We start from the raw sequence: 22,205 nt of genomic DNA on the forward strand, positions 1-22,205 counted from the left end.
GCACGACTCTCTTACAACATCCGATCATTTTCATTTTCAAGGGCACGGTTTTCGTGATCAAGTTTTCGTTCCGCTTCGATTCCCTCTGGCTCTGTTTCCAGAATACTTTTTGGTTCCGGCGCAGGACGAGAAGCCCCTGCTTCGTCTGCCAACAGGACATAATCGCCTTGCTGGACACGTAAGACGTGTTGCCGAATATCTGCCTCCGGCAATCCAAGTTCCGTAAAAGCAGTTTGAATTTCCTCAGCCGAAGCTGGTTTGCCTGTAAACCGCTCAAACAGCGTCCGTTTTCCAGAGACGAGTTGCGCCGCCGATTGCCCACGTAACATCGCCATATCAGTCTTGTCTTGCAACACGATATATAGATCCTCTTCTAGATAACCTGCAAAATGTAAATCCTCGATCTTACGAATTAAATCCGTTTCATTCTGATAGACACCAATCCATTGTTTTTTCCCCATGATGCACGCCTCCCCCTTTTATAACAGCTATATGGGATATACCCCAAATTCACCTAAAACATAACTAGGACGAAGAAGACTTAGGTGAATGCTGTCGAAAAAGACGTTGACGTTTCTGAAAGACGTAATAACATAGGAGTAAAACACACATTATGCCAATTCCCGCTACGATCTGTTGCAAGAGAACGAGACGTTCGTTAAACAATAGCCCAGCTAAATACCAGATGAGTGCGAGACCAAATACCCAATCTGAATGGATTGCGATGAACAGGAGTCCACCGATAACAGCTAGTGCGAGCGCACTCGTGCTCCATTGGCGTTCGGAAAGACTGAATAGAGAAGTGAACTGAAAATCCGATAAGATCCGAAATGGTAAAATCAATAGCATCGTACTGATCCAGGCAAGCAACACTGAAACTGGAGAGCGCATCCACGGCGAACGCCGGGGATGGTGTTGAATTTTCATATAGACTAAGCAAAGGCTGATGAAAGAAATCGTCGTCGAGACGAGTTCCCAAGGGGGGCCACTCATACTACTGATTCCAAGCGTCACGAGTGATAATGCAAGCCACCCTCCGATATCTTCAATCAGTTCTCGATCCGCAGGGAAGGCACGTACCGGTCGAATACACCAAATCAATAATGTCGTAAACACAACACCGGCAATGGCGTCAAAGAATGGTGCAGGAACAAGAGGTAACTTAAGAATGGTCATCGGCTGTTGCCAAACGACGCGTGCTAGCATTGCAAAGAGGAATGCTCCTACATTCATCAAGCGTAAAAATGTTAAATACTGCACGTCCCTTTTCACCTCCTCGTTCAGTCTGTTATTTAATTCCCGCTGTAGGAGTCCGAAAAACTAAAATGTCGCTTTGTTCTGTTGCCAAATTCCGGTACGATGAAAGGAAAAGGAGGAACGAGAATGGACGCATTTTTACTACCCCATCAATACAATTTCATTCGGAATCAAGTCGAGCTGCTGCAACATCAATTCGCAGCCGTTCATGACCCCGATGTTCGTGATGCTGTTCGGTACAGTGCCGCTGAAAAGATATTTGATCTATTGCCAGTACTTACACCGGAACAGGAAATCTTGTTGACGAACATTCGTGACGCTGAATCCGAACAGGATCTTCTCATGTATTTGACACGTGTGGAGCCGTTCGTCCAACCATTTCCGACCATCTCTGAATCACGAATCCGACAGCTCTTTAAAAAAACGAAAAAGCTACACGTTCCGCCACTTCACTCCTTTGAGTGGACACACACGACGTTTTTAAGCTGGAACGATACCGGAAATCGGAAAAAATATTTCGTCTATCCCTTGAATGGTGAATGGATTGGCGTAGAAGGTACCTATCTACCATCGATTCAAAAAGGGATTTGTGCGATTTGTCATACGTATAGTGATATTACACTCGTAACTGTCACGACACGCCGTTCGACTGAACAGCATCAAACGATTGGTCATTATATGTGTATCGATAGTGATGCTTGTAATCAAGCATTTACCAAGCCGGACGTTATTGAAACGTTCTTAGCCCGTTCGCAAAAGAAATGATATGCATCAAAAAACACGTTCGTATGACTGGTCCGTTTGGATCAGTATACGAGCGTGTTTTAGTATATGATTTCATTTATACCTTCGTCACCGTCGAATCATGCATACAAAATTGATTTTTCCCCCGACGTTTTGCTTCGTACATTGCAAGATCTGCCTGCTCGATCAAGTCCGATCGAGAGGCTGCATGTGTAGGATAAATCGCGCCCCCAATACTTGCCGTCACAGGAAGTGGAATGATGCCATGATGAAACGGCTGTCGAAACAAGGAAACCAGGTGTTCTCCACACTGCACGACTTCTGATTCTTGTTCAACGTCAAATAATAAGACGATGAATTCATCCCCACCCTGTCTCGAAATGACCGTATTAGGCGGTAGTTTCTTTTGTAAGCGTGCCGTGACGTCGATGATGAGCTGATCTCCGACACGATGTCCGTACGTATCATTAATCTCTTTGAAGTGATCGATATCGATAAAGAATAATCCGACTTGTCCTTCACTCGCTTCCGCTCGGTACAAGGCATCTTGAAACAATCGTGCAAACAGATACCGATTCGGTAACCCTGTTAAAGCATCGTGATACGCCATGTGCCGCATCTCTTCCATGGCAGATGCTAGTGCTTCCGTTCGTTCCTCTACCTTCGCCTCAAGGTTTTCACGCAATCTTTGATTATCAACGACGATCCGAATTTGACGGGAAATTAATAACGGAATCGCAATCATCAGACCAATCGTCAAACCATTCCAACTGATTGTTTGCCGTGCCATCGTCACGAATAGAATTAACAAGAATACGTATGGCGTAATCAAACGCAAGACATCGATCCATTTCCGAGCGACATCAAAGCTGACGAATGATTCCTCAGCATCAAAACGATAAGCTGCTAATCCGACGATCATGACAGTCGCTAACCATAACGGATCGAGCCAACTCGAAGGGACGGGGTAATCAAATCGTTCTAGCACGACGTATAGAAGGTCGGCAATTAACTGAAAATGAAAAGCGAGTAAAATTAATAACAACGAGCCACCATTGCCACGCTTCATCAAACCAAAAAACAAGACAATCATTCCACCGAGTAATAATAAATCGCCGATCGGATAACGGAGCCATAAAATCGTTTCGATCGTCAGCAAGGCATTCGCTTTTAAATACGGCGTCACTAAATAGTGCCATGAGAGCGACCCTGCAACGACTAGAATGATGAACTCATCGAATAAAAAAACACGCAAGTTGACCTCGCGTCGTCGATTGCGAAGAAAATAGCCAAAAGCGATCAAATAAATCAAGATTTGAAGACTGAAGATCAAGTCGATCCAGTCAAACGGTTCCGTTCGCGTTCGTCCTTGTAGAAAATATAGAAGCTGTCCACATTCGCCTAATCCAAGCATGGCATTAGCGAACAATAAAAGAAGAAATAAACGATAGGTAAAAGGGCGTCTTGTCTGACGTCGTTGTGTCTGCCAAATCAAATAGAGGGAGATCATCACACCACCGATCGTGAACAGACTGTTGACGACTTGTCCGATAAATGTATCCGTTCCAACGCACGTCACCCAGCCGATATGAAAGAGTAACCAACCGATGACGACTCCCAACCATTTCTGATACATAACGAATCCCCCCTTTCCTTTTTTAACCATAGTTCGTTTGTCCTATAGGTATATCGGTTCACGATTACTGTTTATTCACTCTTTTTTTATTTTATTAAAAATATTTTTGACAAGATTACTCTTTTTAAACGTAAGCAAAAACCGTGTTCACACCTAAGCGGTTTGAACACGGTTTAACAGAAATACATCATGTTTTCTTTAACTAGAACGTCGATTCTCTTCTGTCGAATCGATCGATTCACTTAAACTGAGCGGTAAGACGATGATGAAGCGACTGCCTTTTCCGACTTCAGATTCGACGTGGATGACGCCTTCATGTTCTTTGACGATTTCCTTACAAATCGATAAGCCGAGTCCCGTTCCACCGATTCGACGTGTATCGGAATTATCGACACGATAGAATTTATCAAATAAATGAGTAAATGCGTGGCGTGGAATCCCAATTCCTTCATCCTTCACTTCAATGATGGCTTGATCGTCTTTCGTATCGATCCAGACATCCACACGTCCGCCATCCGGAGAATACTTGATTGCATTGTTGATCAAGTTGCTCATCAGCTGTTTGATCCGGTCCTCATCTCCTAAGATGAACGGACGGTCCGGACTGAGCAATTGCAAATGAAGATCGTGTCGTTCACTTGAAGCGTCATACAGGGACATCACTTGTTCAGTTAGGCTGAGCAAATCAAGATGTGCCATTTGGTACAACTGTCCACCCGACTGCATCCGTTGAACGTCTAAGAAGTCCGTGACGAGGTTCGATAATCGTTCTGTCTCATTATGGATCGTCGCTAGATACTTCTGCTGTTTTGAGTCATCGATCTTTCGATTTAGCATCAACTCTGTAAAACCGTAAATCGATGAGAGCGGCGTTCGCAATTCATGTGACACAGTCGAGACAAGTTCTGTTTTTAGACGATCGGCTTCTGTTTCCCGGGTAATATCCCGTAAGACGAGAATGATTCCCTTCCATCCCCCGACGACATCAATGCGTTCTGCGTAGACTTCTAGATGCGCCGTATTGTTTCGAACATCAAATCGGACTTTGTCCGGTGAAATCTTACCGGAACGAATTAAATCCAGATACGTATTAAAGGCTTCAACATCATCCACCAACTGACGCATCACATCAATGACGTACTCACTCGAAGGTAACGTCCGATCTACTGTGAATTCCGTTTGAAGTTCTGGAATCAAGTCAAACAATGGACGGTTGACGTATAACTCTCCATTTCCATCCTCGAGATAAATGATCGCTTCTCGAATTGAGTCCAACACTTGCTCGGTCTTTTCTTTTTCCTGACGCATTCCTTCATAAGAACGCGTCCGTAGAAGTGAAAGCGTCATTTGTTGCGCAAACTCGCGAATATCCGTCAGCTGTTGTCCTTTATATGCAGATTTGTAGCGAACGAGATAGATGGCAGCAATCAATTCATGCGTTTCTGGATCTTGAACCGGAATCGTCACCTCATACGTACTAAAGGAATACGGATGCTCTTTTTCACGTGTAACGCGCTTCTCCGATTGAACGAATTCCATCTTGCGAACAGATCGATTGATGACGGACATCTCATCTTTCAGGAGATCTTTTAAATAGTCCATCGTCATGCCGTTTGTGGTTGCACCCATAAACTGCCCTTCTTCATAAAGCAATAGAGCACCGTACTCTGAAGAAGTGATATCGATCATCTTTTGAACGATTGCTGGATACGATTCGACAGTTTCGCGAACGGCAAGTGCCTCTGTTAGTTCACTACGTAATCGCAACTTTTCCTCATTCTTTTTCGTCGTTTGATACGCTTCTTCGAGTTCCTCTTGTTGCGCCTGTAACTCTTCTTGTTGCGCGAGCAATTCCTCACTTTGCGCTTGCAATTCTTCATTTTTACCTTGCATCGCATCCGTATGAGCATTCGTCGTCACGACCATCCGATTAAAGGAAGCACGTAATAATCCGATTTCGTCTGGACGTTTTTCTGTCTTCTTATCGATTTCAATCGGTTCCTTGCGAGCAAGTTTTTGATTATCGTCTACTAATCGTAACAACTGCCGCGTCATCCGGCGAAGGAACGGGTGAACGAATAAGAGAATGAATGCGACGAGCACAACGATACTTGAGATCCAAATCCATTGTGATTTTGCAACTTCACTCCGCAATTCCCCGACAGCGGTTTCTTGCTGTTGACTTAAATTCGTCCGGTATTCGTCAAGCGCTGCAGATGCTTTTTCAATATCTGGTGTAATATCGATTGAACCGTCTGCGGTTGGCTTTAATCGTCCTTGTTCTACGAGACGTTTCGCGATTGGTAAGGAAAATAGACTGTCCCCTTGTAAAAAATCCTCGTTGATTCGATTCGCCTTTTTTTCATTGACGTAAGACTGGGTCAGCGGAAATAAGGCGTCATAGTACAGTTCATATAAATTCGTCATTTGTGCCGCGAATTCTTCTTCTTCATCCGTTTTTGCGTTTCGCATGAACCAATCGGTCTCACTTTTAATATCTGTTCGAAGTGCTTGAACCTCGTCAAACCGATCCTGGTCTCCAAAGATGACAAACCCTCGTAAACCAAACTGAACCGTTTGCCAATTGTCCCATAAATCGTTGGCTCGGCGATTTTGTTCACTGATCGTTTCTAAATTTTGTTTAGACGTTTCAATTCGCCCTTCCATGTAGTCATAGACAAAGAACGAAGTAATCGATACTACGATCAGTACCGCATAAAAAACCGTCAGCAACTGCCGACCGATTCGTCGCCGAATCCAATTCATCATGAATGTATCCTCCTCATCATTCATTGAATGATGCTTTTTCATTTGTTTCTTTTAATATAATAGAAACGCTTTCGAAGCAACAGCTAAGATGTACAAAAAAAGACCTTTTATCGGAATGTACCCGAAAAAAGGTCTTTTCATGCTCTTATTTTTTCGCTTTTTTCACTGTCACAGACGTTACAGGACTCACTTGTCCGCGTGTATTCTTAACGTAAACCGACAGTTTCGCTTTCGCTTTTTGCTTCGGAATTTTGACGGAATAGTTTCCTTTAGAAGAAACCGTTCCTTTTCCGATGACTTTTTTCTTCGCATCTTTTACGTAGACGCTCAATTTCTTTTCAGCTGTTCCGGTTACTTTCGTTTGACCGGCATAGACTGATTTCACTTTTGGTGCCTTTGGCGCTGGTAAGACTTTTACGATCGTCGGTTTACTTGTTCGTTTTGCAATATCCGTCACCGTAACGATCAAGCTTGAACCACCAACTTGCTTTGGCAATTTCGCGCTGAACTTACCTTTTGCATCGACTTTCGCTGTTGCAATTTTCTTTTGTTTCGCATCTTTAACTGTAATCGTACCGCCCGCAAGAGCTGTACCTGTCATTTTTGTCGCACCGGCAAGAATCGCATTCACTTTTGGTGCTTTTGGTGCTTTTCCAGGAAGGACTTCTGTCCGTTCCGATGTGACGTCTAATCCATTCGCATAGCGAACCGTCAGAACTGTTTTTTGGTTTTGACGCGGAATCTTGACGCTGTATTTTCCTGCTTGTGCTGTTGTTGCAGCTAACTTTTTATTCGTTGTTGTTTCTTTGCCATTCTTATCTTTTGTTACGACAGCTGCCCACACTTCAACTTTCGTCCCTGTCTTAACTGTTCCAGAAACAACTAGTTGGTTATCGTAGACATCATTGACGTTCCCGTTCAAGTTCAACTGGGAGATCGCACGTGGAATACTAACTTTCCCGTAGCCAGCGACTGGACTGACATAAGCTGGGAACTCAGGCTCGATTTTCTCACCATCTTCGTCCTCATCTTCAAATTCATACCAGTCATTCGGATTTTCAAACGCAAGCGGTTCTGCACTCTTACGCAAGATTTGTTCGATTTGCGCTGGTGTCAGTTTCGAATTTAGTGATTTCAAGATACCCGCTACTGCGGCAACATGTGGCGAAGCCATACTTGTTCCATCCATGTACACCGTGTTACCGTCTGGAATCAAACTAGCCACTTTTGATCCTGGCGCTACGACATCAAGTCCAACACCATAGTTTGAATAATCCGCGACCATTCCGAGAGGGTTCGTCGCTCCGACAGAAATCGCGTATTCCGAGTTCGCTGGGTAACCGACCATCATGTCGTAGTCATTTCCTGAAGCAGCTACGACCGCAACACCATGATCTGCTGCATATTTCATCATATAAGCCATCGTCCGGCTCTCACCGCCACCAAGACTCATATTGATGACTTTTGCATCATGATCAACTGCATATTTAATCCCGAGTGCGATGGCGTCTGTTTCCCCTTCACCGTTCGCATTCAAGACTTTAACCGGCAGGATTTGTGCCGATTGATGGATTCCCTGGATACCATAATCGTTGTTCATCGTTGCTGCGATGACGCCTGCCACGTGTGTCCCGTGACCGTTGTCATCAATTGCATCCCCGTCACCGTTGACGGAAACGTAGTTCTTTTCGTTTGCGATATCAACTTTGCCTTGTAAGTCCTTCAAACGATAATCAACACCTGTATCGATGACTGCAATCTTAACAGGAGCTAATTTTTTCGTTCCAAAACGTTGTTGGAATGCTTCAAAGCCGATCCCAACGTTATCAAATTGCTCAAAAGCAGTCTTTTTATTGACGGCCCACTGGTAGTCGAAGTTGATATCGCTTGTCGCACGGTACGTCTGAACTTTCTCAACGTACTCAACGGCTGAAGAACGATTGAGTGATTGTTTTAATGCTGCCGCTGATTGACCTTTAACAGTTGGATCTTCCGTCACGATGACGAAGTCTCCCGCATTGCCAAGGGATAAACGTTCTACATCATTTGCCTGAACGCCCGCAATCTTCATCGAACGGTTCATCTTACCTGGTTTTAGTTTGACGATGTAACGTGTTGCTTCTTTTGATTGGATACTCATACCCATTGACTGGAATGTTTCGCTTAACGAACTACCACTTAATTTCGAGATATCCATTTTATTTGCATATCCATCAATCTCTTCAGCGATCACAGTAGGTGACGCTTCACGTGATAATTTGTAAAGACGATCGACAGCTTGTTGATCAGCTTTCGTCAACGTGTATGACGTTCCACGCACGAGTGCTTCCATCGCTGGTTTCAATGTTTTTAAATCTTCGTATGCTTGTTGACGCTTATCTTTGTTAAATAAAAGTGTTTTGACGACATAAGGCGATGCTTTGTAGTAAAGCGATGTCAAAGCGCGTCCAGCATCCGATTGGCTCAATACTTGTTTTTGAATCGAGTGCATGAGCGCAAGCATCGGTTTTTCTTCTTTTGTTTGTTTGAGCGCTTCTTCTGCCATACAGCTGATATCATTAATCGGTTCATACTCAACCGGCAATTTGACGTTGTTATACGTTAGTTTAGCGTGCGCTGCTTTTGTCGTCTTCCCTTCTTCGATGTTCGGGTAATATTCTACTTTGACATAATACGGTCCATCCCATGCGTATGGAACAGCTAGTTTTGTCGGTGTTTTTTCATTTGGCTCTGCTTCTGTCCGGTAACGATCAAACGTATCGTCTTCTGCAGCCATCGCTTCGCTCGGATAAGCTGTTACTTGAACAGGTTGATCCGTATCGATTGATAACTCGAAGTGAGAGGCAGTTTTTTCTACACCCGCTTCATGATTGACGCGGTACCAATATGTATTTTTTTCTTCCGTTCCTGTTTCAAGCGTCGTCTCTTGACCTGCTTTCAAAAGCGTTGCTTTAGCAAGGGCAGTCTCCGCCTTTGCTGTCGTAGGTCCTACTCCAAGCGTCAAAATCAGACAGCTCAGCATGACCCAAATCATCAGTTTCTTCACAGATGTTCCTCCTTCAAAATGGACGTACTTTACCTTGATTATAAACAGGATATGGATAAAATGGATATTTATTTTATGGATGTATCTTACAATTTTGAAAGGAAAGGCACTCAATGCTCACACGCATTGAATGCCTTTTAATGATTATTTAAAATCTGCTACATATTCGCTGTATCCTTCTTGTTTCAATTCCTCTTTCGGAATGAAACGTAAAGCAGCCGAGTTCATACAATACCGAAGTCCGATCGGTTTCGGACCATCCGAGAAGACGTGTCCGAGATGTGCATTCCCATGTCGGCTCCGGACTTCCATCCGTTTCATCCCGATCAAGAAGTCACTTTTCTCAATGATATTCCCCGGCTCAAGTGGTTTCGTAAAACTTGGCCATCCTGTCTTCGAGTCATATTTATCGTTTGATGAAAACAGTGGTTCACCAGAAATCAGATCGACGTAGATCCCGTCTGCCTTTAAGTCATGATACGGATTATCAAATGCCGGCTCTGTCCCATCTTCTTGTGTCACCTTGTACTGGATTGCGGTTAGTTTCTTTTTAATTTCCGCGTCTGATAATTTTGGATACGTTGGAAGGTTAAGTTTTGGTTGATCGTTCCAGTAGCGATTGATAAAGTCATCGCGTCCAGAAGCTGCCCGATAAAACTTATATTTTTTCTCATTCGTTAAATAATAATCCTGATGGTATGCCTCCGCTTCGTAAAAAGGACCTGCTGCAATCAATGGTGTGACGATTTTATCATCAAAAACCTGTTGTTTCTCTACATCCTGTTTCGATTGCGTTGCAATTTCTTTTTGTTTTTCATTCGTGTAGAAAATCGCTGTCGTGTACGATTCCCCTTGGTCAACGAACTGACCGTTTGCATCTGTCGGGTCAATCTGACGCCAGTAGACATCGAGTAATTGTTTATATGAGATGACGTTTGGATCAAACGTGATTAACACCGCTTCCCGATGCCCTGTCGTCTCCGCCGATACTTGATTGTATGTCGGATTTTTAACATCACCGCCCGTGTAACCGGAAATGACCGATTTAACTCCTTTTAACTCCTCAAACGGTGGCTCCATACACCAGAAGCATCCTCCAGCTAAGATTGCCGTCTCTTCCGGTTGATAACTCAATTTCTTACTACCACTTGATTTTGCCTGCTGTTGCTGGAACACGAAGTATCCCCCGATCATGACGACGATGAGACCAATGACGGATAAAACTGTCCACATTCGTTTCTTCATCTCCCTTCGCCTCCTTTATTTAGCTTACGTCGCGTGACGTTTATTGGATGTTATTTTATTTAACTGTAACGCGCTGATGCTGGCTTGTCGTAGCATGTGCTTAAATGAAGCACATTCATTTATCTCTTCCTATGATCCTACTAAGATATATGTTTTTAATAAAAAGCAGCTGACACATCGTCAGCTGCTTTTGTGTGTTCAAAATGATTAACGCACGCTTTCTTCTTTGATTTTTTGCGGCTTCATGATTTTTGCTTCTTTTTTCTGACGCATGCGTTCCGCATTCATCAGTCCCCCTAACATCAAAACAACAGCCGATAAATAGAACCATGTCATCAAGACGATGATTCCGGCAAGCTGACCGTAAAGACGGTCGTAACTCCCAAATTCAGCGTAGTAAGAGAAGAATTCCGAAACGACTTGCCAAGCAATCGTCGCGAAAATTGCCCCGGGAAGTACCTGACGAACCGTCAAATGGACACTCGGTAAGATCCGATATAATAAAATGAAAAAGACAAGTAAGAACAATGTCCCGAGTCCCCAGCGGAATAAGAACCAAATCCATGAGTAGTTCGTTACGAAATCAGCAACGATTGAAAAATGATTGATGAAACGTCGTGTTAGTTTCTCTGAAATCGGAACAATCAATGAAATCGGTAAGATGATCATCATCCCGATTGTAAAGGCGAAGTCTTGCAACAGCCCGCGCCAAAACGGTGCTTTCCGTGTCACTTCGAGCGCATCATTTAGCGAGCGGACAAGTGACTGGACCGACATCGAAGCAAGCCAAAAAGCGGCGATGAAACTGATCGAGGCAAGCTTAAAGCCGCCTTGATCAAAGATTCCGACGACGTTCCGCTGAATCAAGTCGTACGTTTCTGCTGGAGCAAATGGTCGAATCAAATCCAGCACGTTTTCCGACGTAAACGGTAAGAACGAGACGATCCCAACCACAAATAATAAGAATGGGAATAAGGACAACATCAGATAATAGGCGAGCTGAGCCGATTTATCAAAAAAGGCTTCACCAAAAAAACGGGCAAATACAGGTTTGATTAAAGACATACAAATTTCCTCACTTTCAACTCATTCTCTACACTATCCCCCATTTCATAACTTCTTTAAACTTTTGGGAGTCTTTTGAACTTATAACAACCTTATACATCATTCAAGTTTGGCGCTTCGTTTCTTCGCGGGGTACACTAGGAACAGAGATTGTATCGTGCTTGTTTTTCAGAAAGGATTTCGATTCGTGGACCCATTCATTCAATCCGAAGCAGAACGCTTCTTTACTTCTTATATAGAGCAATACCCCGAAATGTCCGGACGTCAGCAAGAAGTCATCCGTTCGATTCAAACGACAGGAACATATGAACAGACGGCTTCCGAGCTCGCGTTCGGTGCTAAGCTCGCTTGGCGCAACAGTAACCGATGTGTGGGACGCCTCTTTTGGGAGCAACTTCATGTCTTTGACGCGCGGGATGCGTTGACCGTCGAAGCGGTCCGCGACGCGTTATTTGAGCATATCCAGTTCGCGACGAATGAAGGGCGAATTCGCTCGACGATCACGATTTTTCATCCGACACGTGTGCGGCTGCATAATCACCAACTGATTCGCTACGCTGGTTATGAGACTGCAACAGGAATCATCGGCGATCCGGCTTCTGTCCAACTGACACGACAATGTGAAGCACTTGGCTGGACAGGGGCAAAAACACCGTTTGACATCCTTCCTCTCTTGATTGAACTCGATGGACAACGTAGTCTGCATCCGATTCCAGACGAGCTCGTGCTCGAAGTCAGCATCACACATCCTGACTATGACCTGTTTGATGGTCGCGAAGTCCGCTGGTATGCCGTACCGATGATTGCTGATATGCAGCTTGAGATTGGCGGTATTGTTTATCCGTGTGCCCCGTTCAACGGTTGGTATATGGGAACAGAAATCGGCGCTCGTAACCTCGCCGATACGGATCGTTACGATCTGTTGCCGCTCGTCGCGACGCAACTCGGTCTAAACACATCGCGTGAACGTTCACTCTGGAAAGACCGAGCGCTCGTCGAACTGAACGTCGCCGTACTCGAATCTTTTGAACGCGCTGGTGTTACGATCGTCGATCACCATACCGCTGCGAAACAGTTCGCTCGTTTCGAAAAAAATGAAGCGGCATGCGGTCGTGATGTCACCGGAGAATGGTCCTGGCTCGTACCACCGATGAGTGGTGCAACGACGCATATGTTCCATAAAGATTACGACCCAGAAATCAAACGACCAAACTTCTTTCCAAAACCAACACAGACAGCGCCTGTGACAGGTTGTCCGTTTCACCAAGGAGTATTGAAATGAATTATGTCGAACAGTTACGTCGAAAAATCGGTCACGATCCGGTCATTCTCGTCGGTTCCGTTGTCCTCGTCGTGCAACATGAACACATTCTGCTGGAACAACGGAACGAAGCACAAGCTCGCTTCGGTTTGCCTGGTGGATTAATGGAATGGGCGGAATCACCGGAAGAGACCGCTCGTCGGGAACTCCTCGAAGAGACTGGACTGGAAGTCGAACGATTGACGTTACTCGATGTCTACTCCGGTCCGCAATACGTGACGACCTTAGCGAACGGAGACGTCTTTCAAAGCGTCACTCTCGCCTATATCGGTGAACATCCGATCGGAACGTTAAAGCAAAGTGACGAAAGCATCAAACTTCAGTTCGTTTCGCTAGACGACTTACCCGATCACTTGGTCGGTTCTCACGCTCGAATGATTGAAGACTACAAAAAACGCCGCTGAAGGATAGCGGCGTTTTTCTTATAGTGACTGACGCATGATGTATTGCTGCAAATCCCGTTGTATCCATCCTTCAGAACGTAATGCTTCCCACACTTGTACATCTGTCGATTGATAATGATAGGTCGTTCCCGGTAAATGGCGGACGACTTCTGTCGCATGCCTTGCTTTATGTTCTGTTGGACCGACGATCGACAATAAAGTAGCCTCCGCTACAGCGACGACACTTTCCTCGAGTTGATAATAATTCGCCTGCAAATATTGCATGACATGAGGATCTTGTTGCCAGATGTATTCTCCTTGTCCACGATACTGTTTTAAGAACTCTGTTTCTTCGATCGCTGGCAAAGCGGATTTTTGATGTTCATCGGTTAAATGAAAATATCCAATTTCTCCAACAATCTTGTAGTGAAGCGATTGATACAATCGAATCGCCGGATCGTTCCCTTGAATGACTTCAAGCATCAGTTCATCCATTCCGATTTCCTTAGCGTGGCTCAGTTGCGCTTGGTACAAGGCTTTTGCAATGCCAAGTCGTCGATACTGCGGTGAAATGCCCAGCCCTCCACATCGCATGATGCGTTGACCATCGATTTCCTTCCAACCGTTCAGCCAAAGACCAACCGGTTTTTCTCCATGATAGGCAATAAACGAATGTTCCAACTGGTTTCCGTCTCGCTCGAGAATTCGCTTCTGAAACTCTGCTTCTGATAAGTGCAGCGGAATCAGATAATCTTGAAATCCATCCTGCATCGTTTGATATGCTGTTTTTAAGTCAGGCGCGCGTTGAATATGAATCATCGAAAAACCTCCTTTTCCACTGAGCAGTTTCGCTATCTTTCTTGCGATTTCCTGCACACAAAAACACCCTTGTCGCCAAGGGTGCCCTACTTATTGAATTTTAGAACGGCTACGTCCGTAACCAAAGTAAACAAGCAGTCCGATTGCTGTCCAAACGAAGAAGGCAATCCATGTGAATTTCTGTAAGTTGACCATCAACATGATACAAGCGAGAACTGATAGAATCGGTAAGACTGGTACGAACGGAACTTTAAAGGCACGCTTCAAATCAGGACGCGTCCGGCGCAGAATGATGACTGCGATTGAGATGAGCGCGAATGCTGCTAGTGTTCCGATGTTGATCAATTCAGCAAGTGTACCGAGTGGCACGAATCCAGCAATCAAACCAGCGATTGTTCCGAGAATCCATGTCGCTTTGACCGGTGTGTGTGATTTTTCATTAACATCCGAGAAGACTTTCGGTAAAAGTCCGTCACGGCTCATCGCGAACAAGAGACGAATAAGACCAAATGTCATAACAAGGATGACCGTCGTCATACCAACGATGGCACCCAAGTCAACAAATCCAGCAACCCAGTCTTGACCTGCGACTTTTAACGCAAGCGATACGGGACTATCGACACCCTCGAACTGTTTGAATGGAACGATTCCGACCATGATAGCCGAAACGACGACGTATAGAACGGTAACGATCGCAAGCGATCCCAAGATTCCGATTGGTAAGTTACGTCCTGGGTTTTTGACTTCTTCTGCCGCTGATGTGACCGCATCGAACCCAAGGTACGCAAAGAAGGCAATCGCCGAAGCTTGTAAGATCCCACTCATACCAAACGGAGCAAATGGTTTATAGTTGCCTGGTTCGACATACCAAATCCCGACGACGATGAAAAGAACAACGACGGCAACTTTGACGAGTACCATGACATTGTTGACGCGTTTTGTTTCTTTAATGCCAAGCGAAAGCAAGAGCGTGATGACCATTAAAATCAAGAATGCCGGTAAGTTAAAGAATGTCTCGCTTCCCGGTACAGCTCCTGGTGCAGCTGTTAAAGCCGTCGGTAAATGGACGCCGAAACCTGCTAAGAGCGACTGGAAATATCCTGACCAGCCAGTTGCAACGGCACTTGAAGCGAGTCCATATTCTAAGATCAAACACCACCCGATGATCCAGGCGACAAGTTCCCCGATCGTTGCGTATGTATACGTATATACACTACCTGAAACAGGAATCATCGACGAGAATTCAGCATAACAAAGGGCTGCGAGTGCACAGACGACTGCAGAAATAATGAATGAGATCGGTAAAGCTGGTCCAGCATAAAGAGCACCCGTTCCTGTTAGAACGAAAATTCCGGTTCCAATGATGGCACCGATTCCAAGTAAAATAAGGTCAAACCCTGATAAATGACGTGCCAGTTTGGAATGTTGTTTCATATCCATCATTACACTGACATCTTTCTTGCGAAGCAAACTCATGTTTCATCCTCCGAACTTTTCTCTTTTTTCTGAATATTCAAATCATTGAGGTAATTGACTTTCTAATCATAACAAACGATGTCAGGTTCGATAAGTCTTTTTTTCTGTATTTTTTCACAAAGTGGTCAAACCACTTTTGTGAAAATACGACAACGCTTTGATGCATCAACGCAAAAACGCCCTTTCCCCTAAAGTTAGAGGAAAGGGCGTACTCTCATTACGGACGATCATTAGGGTGATCGAGGTTTGGACGATTGTTAGGATGATCGAGGTTTGGCCCTTTATGATCATTTGGGTCAATCGGATAATCATCTTGTTGTGCTAAATCATTTTCTGGCAACGCACCTTTTGGTGTACCATGTGTCGTTTCATCTGTTGAAGATGAACGCGCTGAACGTGGTGCACGATCTGGTGTGACATCATCCGCTGCTTGTGACGCAGCACCTTTTGCTGCATCTTTCAAGCTTGGTGAAGAAGAAGTCGATGCAGACTTACTTGGAAGATTCGATGTGTCGACTTCCGTGTTCTCTGCTTTCTTTTGCAAACGATCGAGGTAACGCGATGCATTATCACGTCCACCGAGACCAAAGGCAAGACCGAAAGCAAGCGCAAGTGCTCCAAGGATCAAGATGAAGGCTGAGTTGACGATTGTATCCGCAACACCCAATTGATCAAGTGCCATGAAGACAGCAAGTGCAAGAATCGCATACTTCGCAACGATTGAGAGGACTTTCAGTTCAGAGTTACCGAACAGGCTGTCCATCGTACGTTTGACAAGGTTGCTGACGATGATACCGATCGCGAGAATGATGATCGCTGTCAAGACGCTTGGCAAGAAAGCAAGGACGGCACGACCGAGGTCGACCATGAAATCAAGACCAATCAAGTTGAAGGCTTCGACGACGAAGAGAACGACGATGACGATCTCAACGAGTGCACCAACGATGGAAGCTGGTGATGTAGACGCTTGGTTCGCATCCCACGTCCCGATTTTCAAGTGACGTGTTAGGTTGTTGAATCCAAGACGTGACAGGAGATCCGTAACGAATTTCTTGATGAAACGTCCGACATAAAGACCGACAAGAATCAGAACGACACCGACAATGATATTCGGAATCATACCTAGGACATCGTTCAACATGTTGATCGCTGGTCCTGTAATTCCTTTAATATTTAATTGATCAAGTGCTGAAATCGTGATTGGAATCAGAATCAAGATGAAGACGACTGTTCCAAGAATCGACGACAGTGATTTCGAATCTTTTTGATCATTTGACCCAAGATTGAAGCGAGATGCAAATTTATCCGTTCCAACAGCATGAAGGAAATTCGTCACGATATCGCGGACGATTTTCGCTACGAGGAAGCCAACGAAGAAGATGGCTGCCGCAGCAATCAAGCGTGGAATGAATCCAAGGAATGACGATAACAATTGGCTAAACGGTTGTGAGACACTCTCAATGTTCAACGCACCAAGTACACCTGGTAGGAACAGAAGCAAGACGAGGTAGAAGACGATCTCCCCTGCGATTTTTGGATAAGTTGAAAGATCTGTCTGACCTTGAAGCATCTTGTTCGAACGTACTTTGTCGTTCGCCATCAGCTTCGTACCTGCTTTGACGATGATCATGCGGAGAACGACCGCAATGACATATGCCAAGAGGAGAATAAGGGCTGCTTTCAGGATATTTGGGATTGCCGCGAGCAATGTACTCATCGTATCCGCAAGTGGTCCCGCAATGATGTTCAGATTAAGGATATTGAAGACCAAGATTAGGACGAAGACCATGAGAACCCAAAAGACGACAGTCCCGATAATTTTTTCAGGTGTCCACTTTTTCTTCTTTGGTGGCGCCCCTTCTTTTTGAGGCGATAACTTGTTGACGACTCCAGATTTCTCTAACGCTTTTTGAATCCCGTTCGCAATCAGCTTAGCAATGAGCCATCCAATTAAAAAGACGATGATCGCTCCAAGCAAGTTGCCGAGTGATCCGAGAATGCCGTTCAAGTTCAACGACGTTCCGTTCCAAATGTTATTCATCCTTTCACACTCCTTCACCTAAGATAAAATTATATGTTTCTGACACTTCTTTAATTTCCCCAGCTAAAGGATTTGTTAAACCCTTACCTGTACCAGAATGTGGCGTTTCTTGTTTTTCCTACAAGAAATTGGATAACTGCGGTATGTGAAAATACACATTTGTAATAATCATTTCTAAAAAAAAGCAGCATCGTCTACATGACGACACTGCCTTATATCATACGACTTCTTTTTCAGAGAATTGGCTGTTATACAGATCCGCATAAAATCCATCTGCCTCGAGTAATTCCTCATGAGTACCTTGTTCGATGACACGCCCTTGATTCATGACGAGAATCAAATCAGCGTCTTTGATCGTCGACAGACGGTGAGCAATGACGAAACTCGTCCGCCCTTCCATCAACCGTCGCATCGCTTGCTGGATGAAGACCTCCGTCCGTGTATCCACACTAGAAGTCGCTTCATCAAGGATCATGATCGGAGGATCGGCAAGAACGGCTCGAGCAATCGTCAACAACTGTTTCTGACCTTGCGAGATGTTCGAAGCTTCCTCATTCAGGACGGTATCATACCCGTCCGGCAATGTCCGGATGAAGTGATCAGCATGTGCGGTCTTCGCTGCCGCGATAACCTCTTCTTCGGTTGCTCCATTTTTACCGTAAGCAAGATTGTCTCGGATCGTACCGTTGAAGAGCCACGTATCTTGTAAGACCATACCGAACGTCGTCCGTAAGTCTTCGCGTGACATCTCACGGGTATCGATACCGTCAATTCGAATCGTCCCGCCGTTTAATTCATAAAAGCGCATCAATAGATTGATCATCGTCGTCTTACCGGCACCCGTCGGTCCAACGATCGCGACGGTTTGTCCCGGTGCGACATCAATGTGCATATCCTCGATCAAGAGATCGTTTCCGTAACCAAAATCAACGTGTTCGAATGCAACGGCTCCTTCAGCCTGCGCAAGACGATGCGTCGTCACTTCCTTGATCTCTTCTTCTTCGTCCAGTAATTCGAAGACACGTTCCGCTGCTGCGACCGTCGATTGGACGATGTTCGCGATGTTCGCTGTCTGTGTGATTGGTTGCGTGAACTGACGTGTATAGGTGATGAACGCTTGAATATCCCCGATCGAGATGGCCCGTTGCGTGACGAGAATCCCACCGACGATACTGATCAGGACGTAACTGATATTCCCGATGAACATCATCATCGGCATGATGATCCCGGAGATGAACTGCGCTTTGCGCCCTGCTTCATACAACTCCTCGTTGACGGCATCGAACTGCTCGACCGCTTTGCGTTCATGTCCGAACGCCTTGACGACAGAGTGTCCGGTATACATCTCTTCGACGTGTCCGTTCAACTGACCAAGTGTCCGTTGTTGATCGGCAAAGTATTTTTGGGATCGTTTCAAAATCGGACGAATCGCAAAAATCGAGACCGGCAACGAGACAAGTGAAATCAGTGTTAACAATGGACTAATCGTCAGCATCATGATTAAAATCCCGACGATTGTCACGATCGACGTGATGAATGAAGTCACACTTTGTTGTAACGTACTCCCGATCGTATCGATGTCGTTCGTCACACGGCTGAGTGTCTCCCCGTTCGGACGACCATCATAGTATTTTAATGGCAAGCGTTCGAGTTTATGATTGACGTCCTCACGTAAATCGTAGACTGTTTTTTGAGCGATACCCGACATTAAATACTGTTGCAAGTAATTGAATAGACTACTGACGACATACAGTCCGGCGAGCCAGAGCAGGATCTGTCCGATTTTCGTGAAATCGATCGCTGCTCCCGGCACACCTTGGAACTTCGCATATGCCCCTTCAAACAATTCTGTGATTGCCGTTCCCATGATTTTCGGACCGGCAATCATGAAGACCGTACTGAGAATGGCTGCAAGGAAAACACCAATGAGTGCCGTCCGACGCGGACGCAGATATCGAAGCAGACGACGGAACGTTGCTTTGAAATCCTTTGGTTTTTCTCCGAGCATCATCATATTTCCGCCACCAGGACCACCAGGCGGAGGACCGCCGGCAGGTCGTTTTTTCTCACTCATGCGATTTCCTCCTCTGATAGTTGTGACTTCACGATTTCCTGATAGACGGCATTGTCAACAAACAATTCATCGTGTGTCCCGATTCCAGCGACTTTCCCTTCATCAAGGACGATGATTTGATCGGCATCAATGACCGTGCTGACACGCTGAGCGACGATCAAGACGGTTGCTTCGCGCGTTTCTTCTCGTAACGCTTTTCGAAGTGCAGCATCAGTTTTAAAGTCGAGCGCTGAAAAACTGTCATCAAAGACGTATAGATCTGGTCGACGAACAAGTGCTCGAGCAATCGACAACCGTTGTTTTTGCCCACCAGAGACGTTCGATCCGCCTTGTTCGATCCGCGCATCGTAACCGTCCGGCATCCGTTCGATGAAGTCCGTCGCTTGCGCAATTTGTGCTGCATGCGCGACCTCTTCATCTGTCGCGTCCTCTTTCCCGAAACGAATGTTTTCGGCGATCGTACCCGTGAACAGTAACGCCTTTTGGGGAACGAAGCCGATTTTCGACCGCAGTTCCTCTTGCGGGACATCCTGGCTATCAACGCCATTGACGCGAATGCTCCCTTCCGTTACGTCATAAAAACGGGGAATCAAATTGACGAGCGTTGATTTACCAGAACCGGTCCCACCGATCACAGCCGTCACTTCACCTGGTCGTGCCGTAAAACTAATATCGGATAAAACGGGTGTCTCAGCTCCTGGGTAACGGAACGTGACACGATCAAAGACGAGCGTTCCTTTTTCACGGTCAGCGGTTTGTGTTCCCTCATCTGTCATTGTTGGTGTCATCTCGAGGACTTCATTGATCCGTTTCGCCGAGACGGCTGCCCGCGGAATCATGACGAACATGACTGAAGCCATGACGAGAGCGAACATGATTTGCATGACGTACTGGATGAACGCCATCAAGTCCCCAATCTGCATACCACCATTATCGATCCGGATGCCCCCGAACCAAATGACACCGACGACCGTCAAGTTCATGACGAGCATCATCACTGGCATCAAGAACGCCATGATTTTATTGACCTTGATCGAGACTTCTGTCAAATCCGCGTTCGCTTTTGTCAATCGCACTTGTTCATCACGTTCCCGGTTAAAGGCACGGATGACACGGATCCCGGTCAAGTTCTCCCGCAAGACGAGGTTCAGACGGTCGAGTCGCTTTTGAACTTTCCCAAACAACGGAACCCCTTTCCACAAAATCAACAGGATTGAAATCACAAGGACCGGCATCGCCGCGACGATGACGAGTGAGAGTTTGGCATCTTTTGAGACGGCCATGATCAATCCACCGATGAACATGATCGGTGCACTGACGACCATCCGTAACATCATGATGACGACTTGTTGAACTTGTGTGATATCGTTCGTCGTCCGTGTAATCAATGACGCCGTTCCGACTTGATCGAACTCTTGCAGGGAAAATCGTTCAACATGGTTGAAGACTTGGCGACGGATATCCCGTCCGAGTCCCATTGACGCCTTCGACGAATAATAACTAGCGGCAACTGCGGCTAACGCCCCGATGCCGGTAATTCCGAGCATGACGGCACCAATCTTCCAAATGTAGGCGGTATCGCCAGTGACGACCCCTTTATCAATGATGTCTGCCATCAGTGTCGGCAAATAGAGATCAGACATTGATTGTGCGAAAACCAAGACGAGCACCGCGAGTACTGCCCATTTATAGACCGTCAATCGTTTGAGTAACTTAATCATCCGAGCATCCTCCTTTCATTTCTGGCTGTAAGATACGTCCGATGCCTTCTGCAATCTGAGCATGCGTCGCAAGCATCTGTTCGAATACCTCTTGATCAATCGTCTCTAGGACCTGTTCGAGTTGACGTTGCATCCCCTTCTCTTGTTCTTGAATCTCCGTCACGAATTGTTGTCCTTGATCACTAAGCGATAGGACGACTTCTCGTCGATTTTCAGGATTCGTCTCCCGAATGACCCAACCGGACTGAACGAGGCCCTCAATCGACTGACTCAGTGTGCTCTTTGGTAAATGCGTATGTGTCGCGAGTGCTTTTTGCGAAATCGGTCCACGTGGCGCAATCGTCATCAAGCTATGAAATTGAGGTAAACTGAGTCCGTTTTCCTGCGCCGTCTGGTGTGCTGCTCGAACGAGATGTCGTTGTACATTCCAAAACGACTGCATCATCGCCGTTGAACGAACCGTTTCCGTTTGCTCCATCCTGTTTCGCCTCCTTGTTCCATTTCAAATCGTTCCAAAAGGAACAATTACTTATATGAATTAAAATACGCTGATTATTTCTAGTTGTCAACGAAAAGGCAGTGTGAAAAATCACATAGTTTTGTTATGC

General features: G+C 45.5%; 16 protein-coding genes. 3 read left to right on the forward strand and 13 right to left on the reverse strand.

Annotated features, from left to right (window positions below):
• Positions 1–11 precede the first annotated feature (11 nt).
• Both ASG02_RS12270 and ASG02_RS12275 read right to left on the reverse strand, forming a co-directional pair.
• Complete coding sequence (locus tag ASG02_RS12270; RefSeq protein ID WP_035411135.1) at positions 12–461, reverse strand: general stress protein; 450 nt, start codon at positions 459–461, stop codon at positions 12–14.
• A 64-nt stretch (positions 462–525) separates the two neighbouring features.
• Positions 526–1,260: a hypothetical protein gene (locus ASG02_RS12275; protein ID WP_056063849.1), complete on the reverse strand. Its 735-nt coding sequence runs from the start codon at positions 1,258–1,260 to the stop codon at positions 526–528.
• Positions 1,261–1,383: 123 nt separating this feature from the next.
• Here ASG02_RS12275 and ASG02_RS12280 point away from each other — a divergent pair, with 123 nt between their 5' ends.
• Positions 1,384–2,022 carry a FusB/FusC family EF-G-binding protein gene (locus ASG02_RS12280; protein ID WP_056063852.1) on the forward strand — a complete coding sequence of 213 codons (639 nt, stop codon included), beginning with the start codon at positions 1,384–1,386 and terminating at the stop codon, positions 2,020–2,022.
• Positions 2,023–2,098: 76 nt separating this feature from the next.
• Here ASG02_RS12280 and ASG02_RS12285 read toward each other — a convergent pair whose 3' ends face one another.
• From ASG02_RS12285 to ASG02_RS12305, 5 genes are all read right to left on the reverse strand, one after another.
• Entirely contained in the window at positions 2,099–3,637 is a 1,539-nt protein-coding gene (locus tag ASG02_RS12285; protein ID WP_056063855.1) for a GGDEF domain-containing protein, read from the reverse strand.
• A 198-nt stretch (positions 3,638–3,835) separates the two neighbouring features.
• Positions 3,836–6,406 (reverse strand): ATP-binding protein, encoded by a 2,571-nt coding sequence (locus ASG02_RS12290; protein WP_056063858.1) that lies wholly within the window; start codon positions 6,404–6,406, stop codon positions 3,836–3,838.
• A gap of 145 nt (positions 6,407–6,551) precedes the next feature.
• Positions 6,552–9,452, reverse strand: a complete 2,901-nt coding sequence (locus ASG02_RS12295; RefSeq protein ID WP_056063861.1) for a S8 family serine peptidase — start codon at positions 9,450–9,452, stop codon at positions 6,552–6,554.
• A 144-nt stretch (positions 9,453–9,596) separates the two neighbouring features.
• Entirely contained in the window at positions 9,597–10,697 is a 1,101-nt protein-coding gene (gene msrB / locus ASG02_RS12300) for a peptide-methionine (R)-S-oxide reductase MsrB (protein WP_056063866.1), read from the reverse strand.
• A 207-nt stretch (positions 10,698–10,904) separates the two neighbouring features.
• Positions 10,905–11,762 carry a YihY/virulence factor BrkB family protein gene (locus tag ASG02_RS12305; protein WP_035411153.1) on the reverse strand — a complete coding sequence of 286 codons (858 nt, stop codon included), beginning with the start codon at positions 11,760–11,762 and terminating at the stop codon, positions 10,905–10,907.
• A 187-nt stretch (positions 11,763–11,949) separates the two neighbouring features.
• Here ASG02_RS12305 and ASG02_RS12310 point away from each other — a divergent pair, with 187 nt between their 5' ends.
• A complete protein-coding gene (locus ASG02_RS12310; RefSeq protein WP_056064102.1) occupies positions 11,950–13,044 on the forward strand; it encodes a nitric oxide synthase oxygenase in 1,095 nt (364 codons plus the stop codon).
• Positions 13,041–13,487 carry an NUDIX hydrolase gene (locus ASG02_RS12315; RefSeq protein ID WP_035411156.1) on the forward strand — a complete coding sequence of 149 codons (447 nt, stop codon included), beginning with the start codon at positions 13,041–13,043 and terminating at the stop codon, positions 13,485–13,487. Before ASG02_RS12310 ends, ASG02_RS12315 begins: the two co-directional genes overlap by 4 nt.
• A gap of 18 nt (positions 13,488–13,505) precedes the next feature.
• Here the strand turns inward: ASG02_RS12315 and ASG02_RS12320 are convergent, their stop codons facing one another.
• The 6 genes from ASG02_RS12320 to ASG02_RS12345 form a co-directional block, all read right to left on the reverse strand.
• Positions 13,506–14,285 carry a GNAT family N-acetyltransferase gene (locus ASG02_RS12320; protein ID WP_056063869.1) on the reverse strand — a complete coding sequence of 260 codons (780 nt, stop codon included), beginning with the start codon at positions 14,283–14,285 and terminating at the stop codon, positions 13,506–13,508.
• 90 nt (positions 14,286–14,375) lie between these two features.
• Complete coding sequence (locus ASG02_RS12325; RefSeq protein WP_035411158.1) at positions 14,376–15,761, reverse strand: amino acid permease; 1,386 nt, start codon at positions 15,759–15,761, stop codon at positions 14,376–14,378.
• Positions 15,762–15,978: 217 nt separating this feature from the next.
• Positions 15,979–17,802 carry a mechanosensitive ion channel gene (locus ASG02_RS12330; RefSeq protein WP_056063872.1) on the reverse strand — a complete coding sequence of 608 codons (1,824 nt, stop codon included), beginning with the start codon at positions 17,800–17,802 and terminating at the stop codon, positions 15,979–15,981.
• 217 nt (positions 17,803–18,019) lie between these two features.
• On the reverse strand, positions 18,020–19,876 hold the full coding sequence (locus ASG02_RS12335; RefSeq protein WP_056063875.1) for an ABC transporter ATP-binding protein: 1,857 nt from the start codon (positions 19,874–19,876) through the stop codon (positions 18,020–18,022).
• On the reverse strand, positions 19,873–21,597 hold the full coding sequence (locus ASG02_RS12340; protein WP_056063878.1) for an ABC transporter ATP-binding protein: 1,725 nt from the start codon (positions 21,595–21,597) through the stop codon (positions 19,873–19,875). Before ASG02_RS12340 ends, ASG02_RS12335 begins: the two co-directional genes overlap by 4 nt.
• Positions 21,590–22,075, reverse strand: coding sequence for a MarR family winged helix-turn-helix transcriptional regulator (locus ASG02_RS12345; RefSeq protein WP_035411169.1), 486 nt, complete (start codon positions 22,073–22,075; stop codon positions 21,590–21,592). The genes ASG02_RS12340 and ASG02_RS12345 overlap by 8 nt, the downstream gene beginning before the upstream one ends.
• Positions 22,076–22,205 lie beyond the last annotated feature (130 nt).

It is taken from the genome of Exiguobacterium sp. Leaf196, from assembly GCF_001423965.1.
In the GTDB taxonomy this organism is placed as follows: domain Bacteria; phylum Bacillota; class Bacilli; order Exiguobacteriales; family Exiguobacteriaceae; genus Exiguobacterium_A.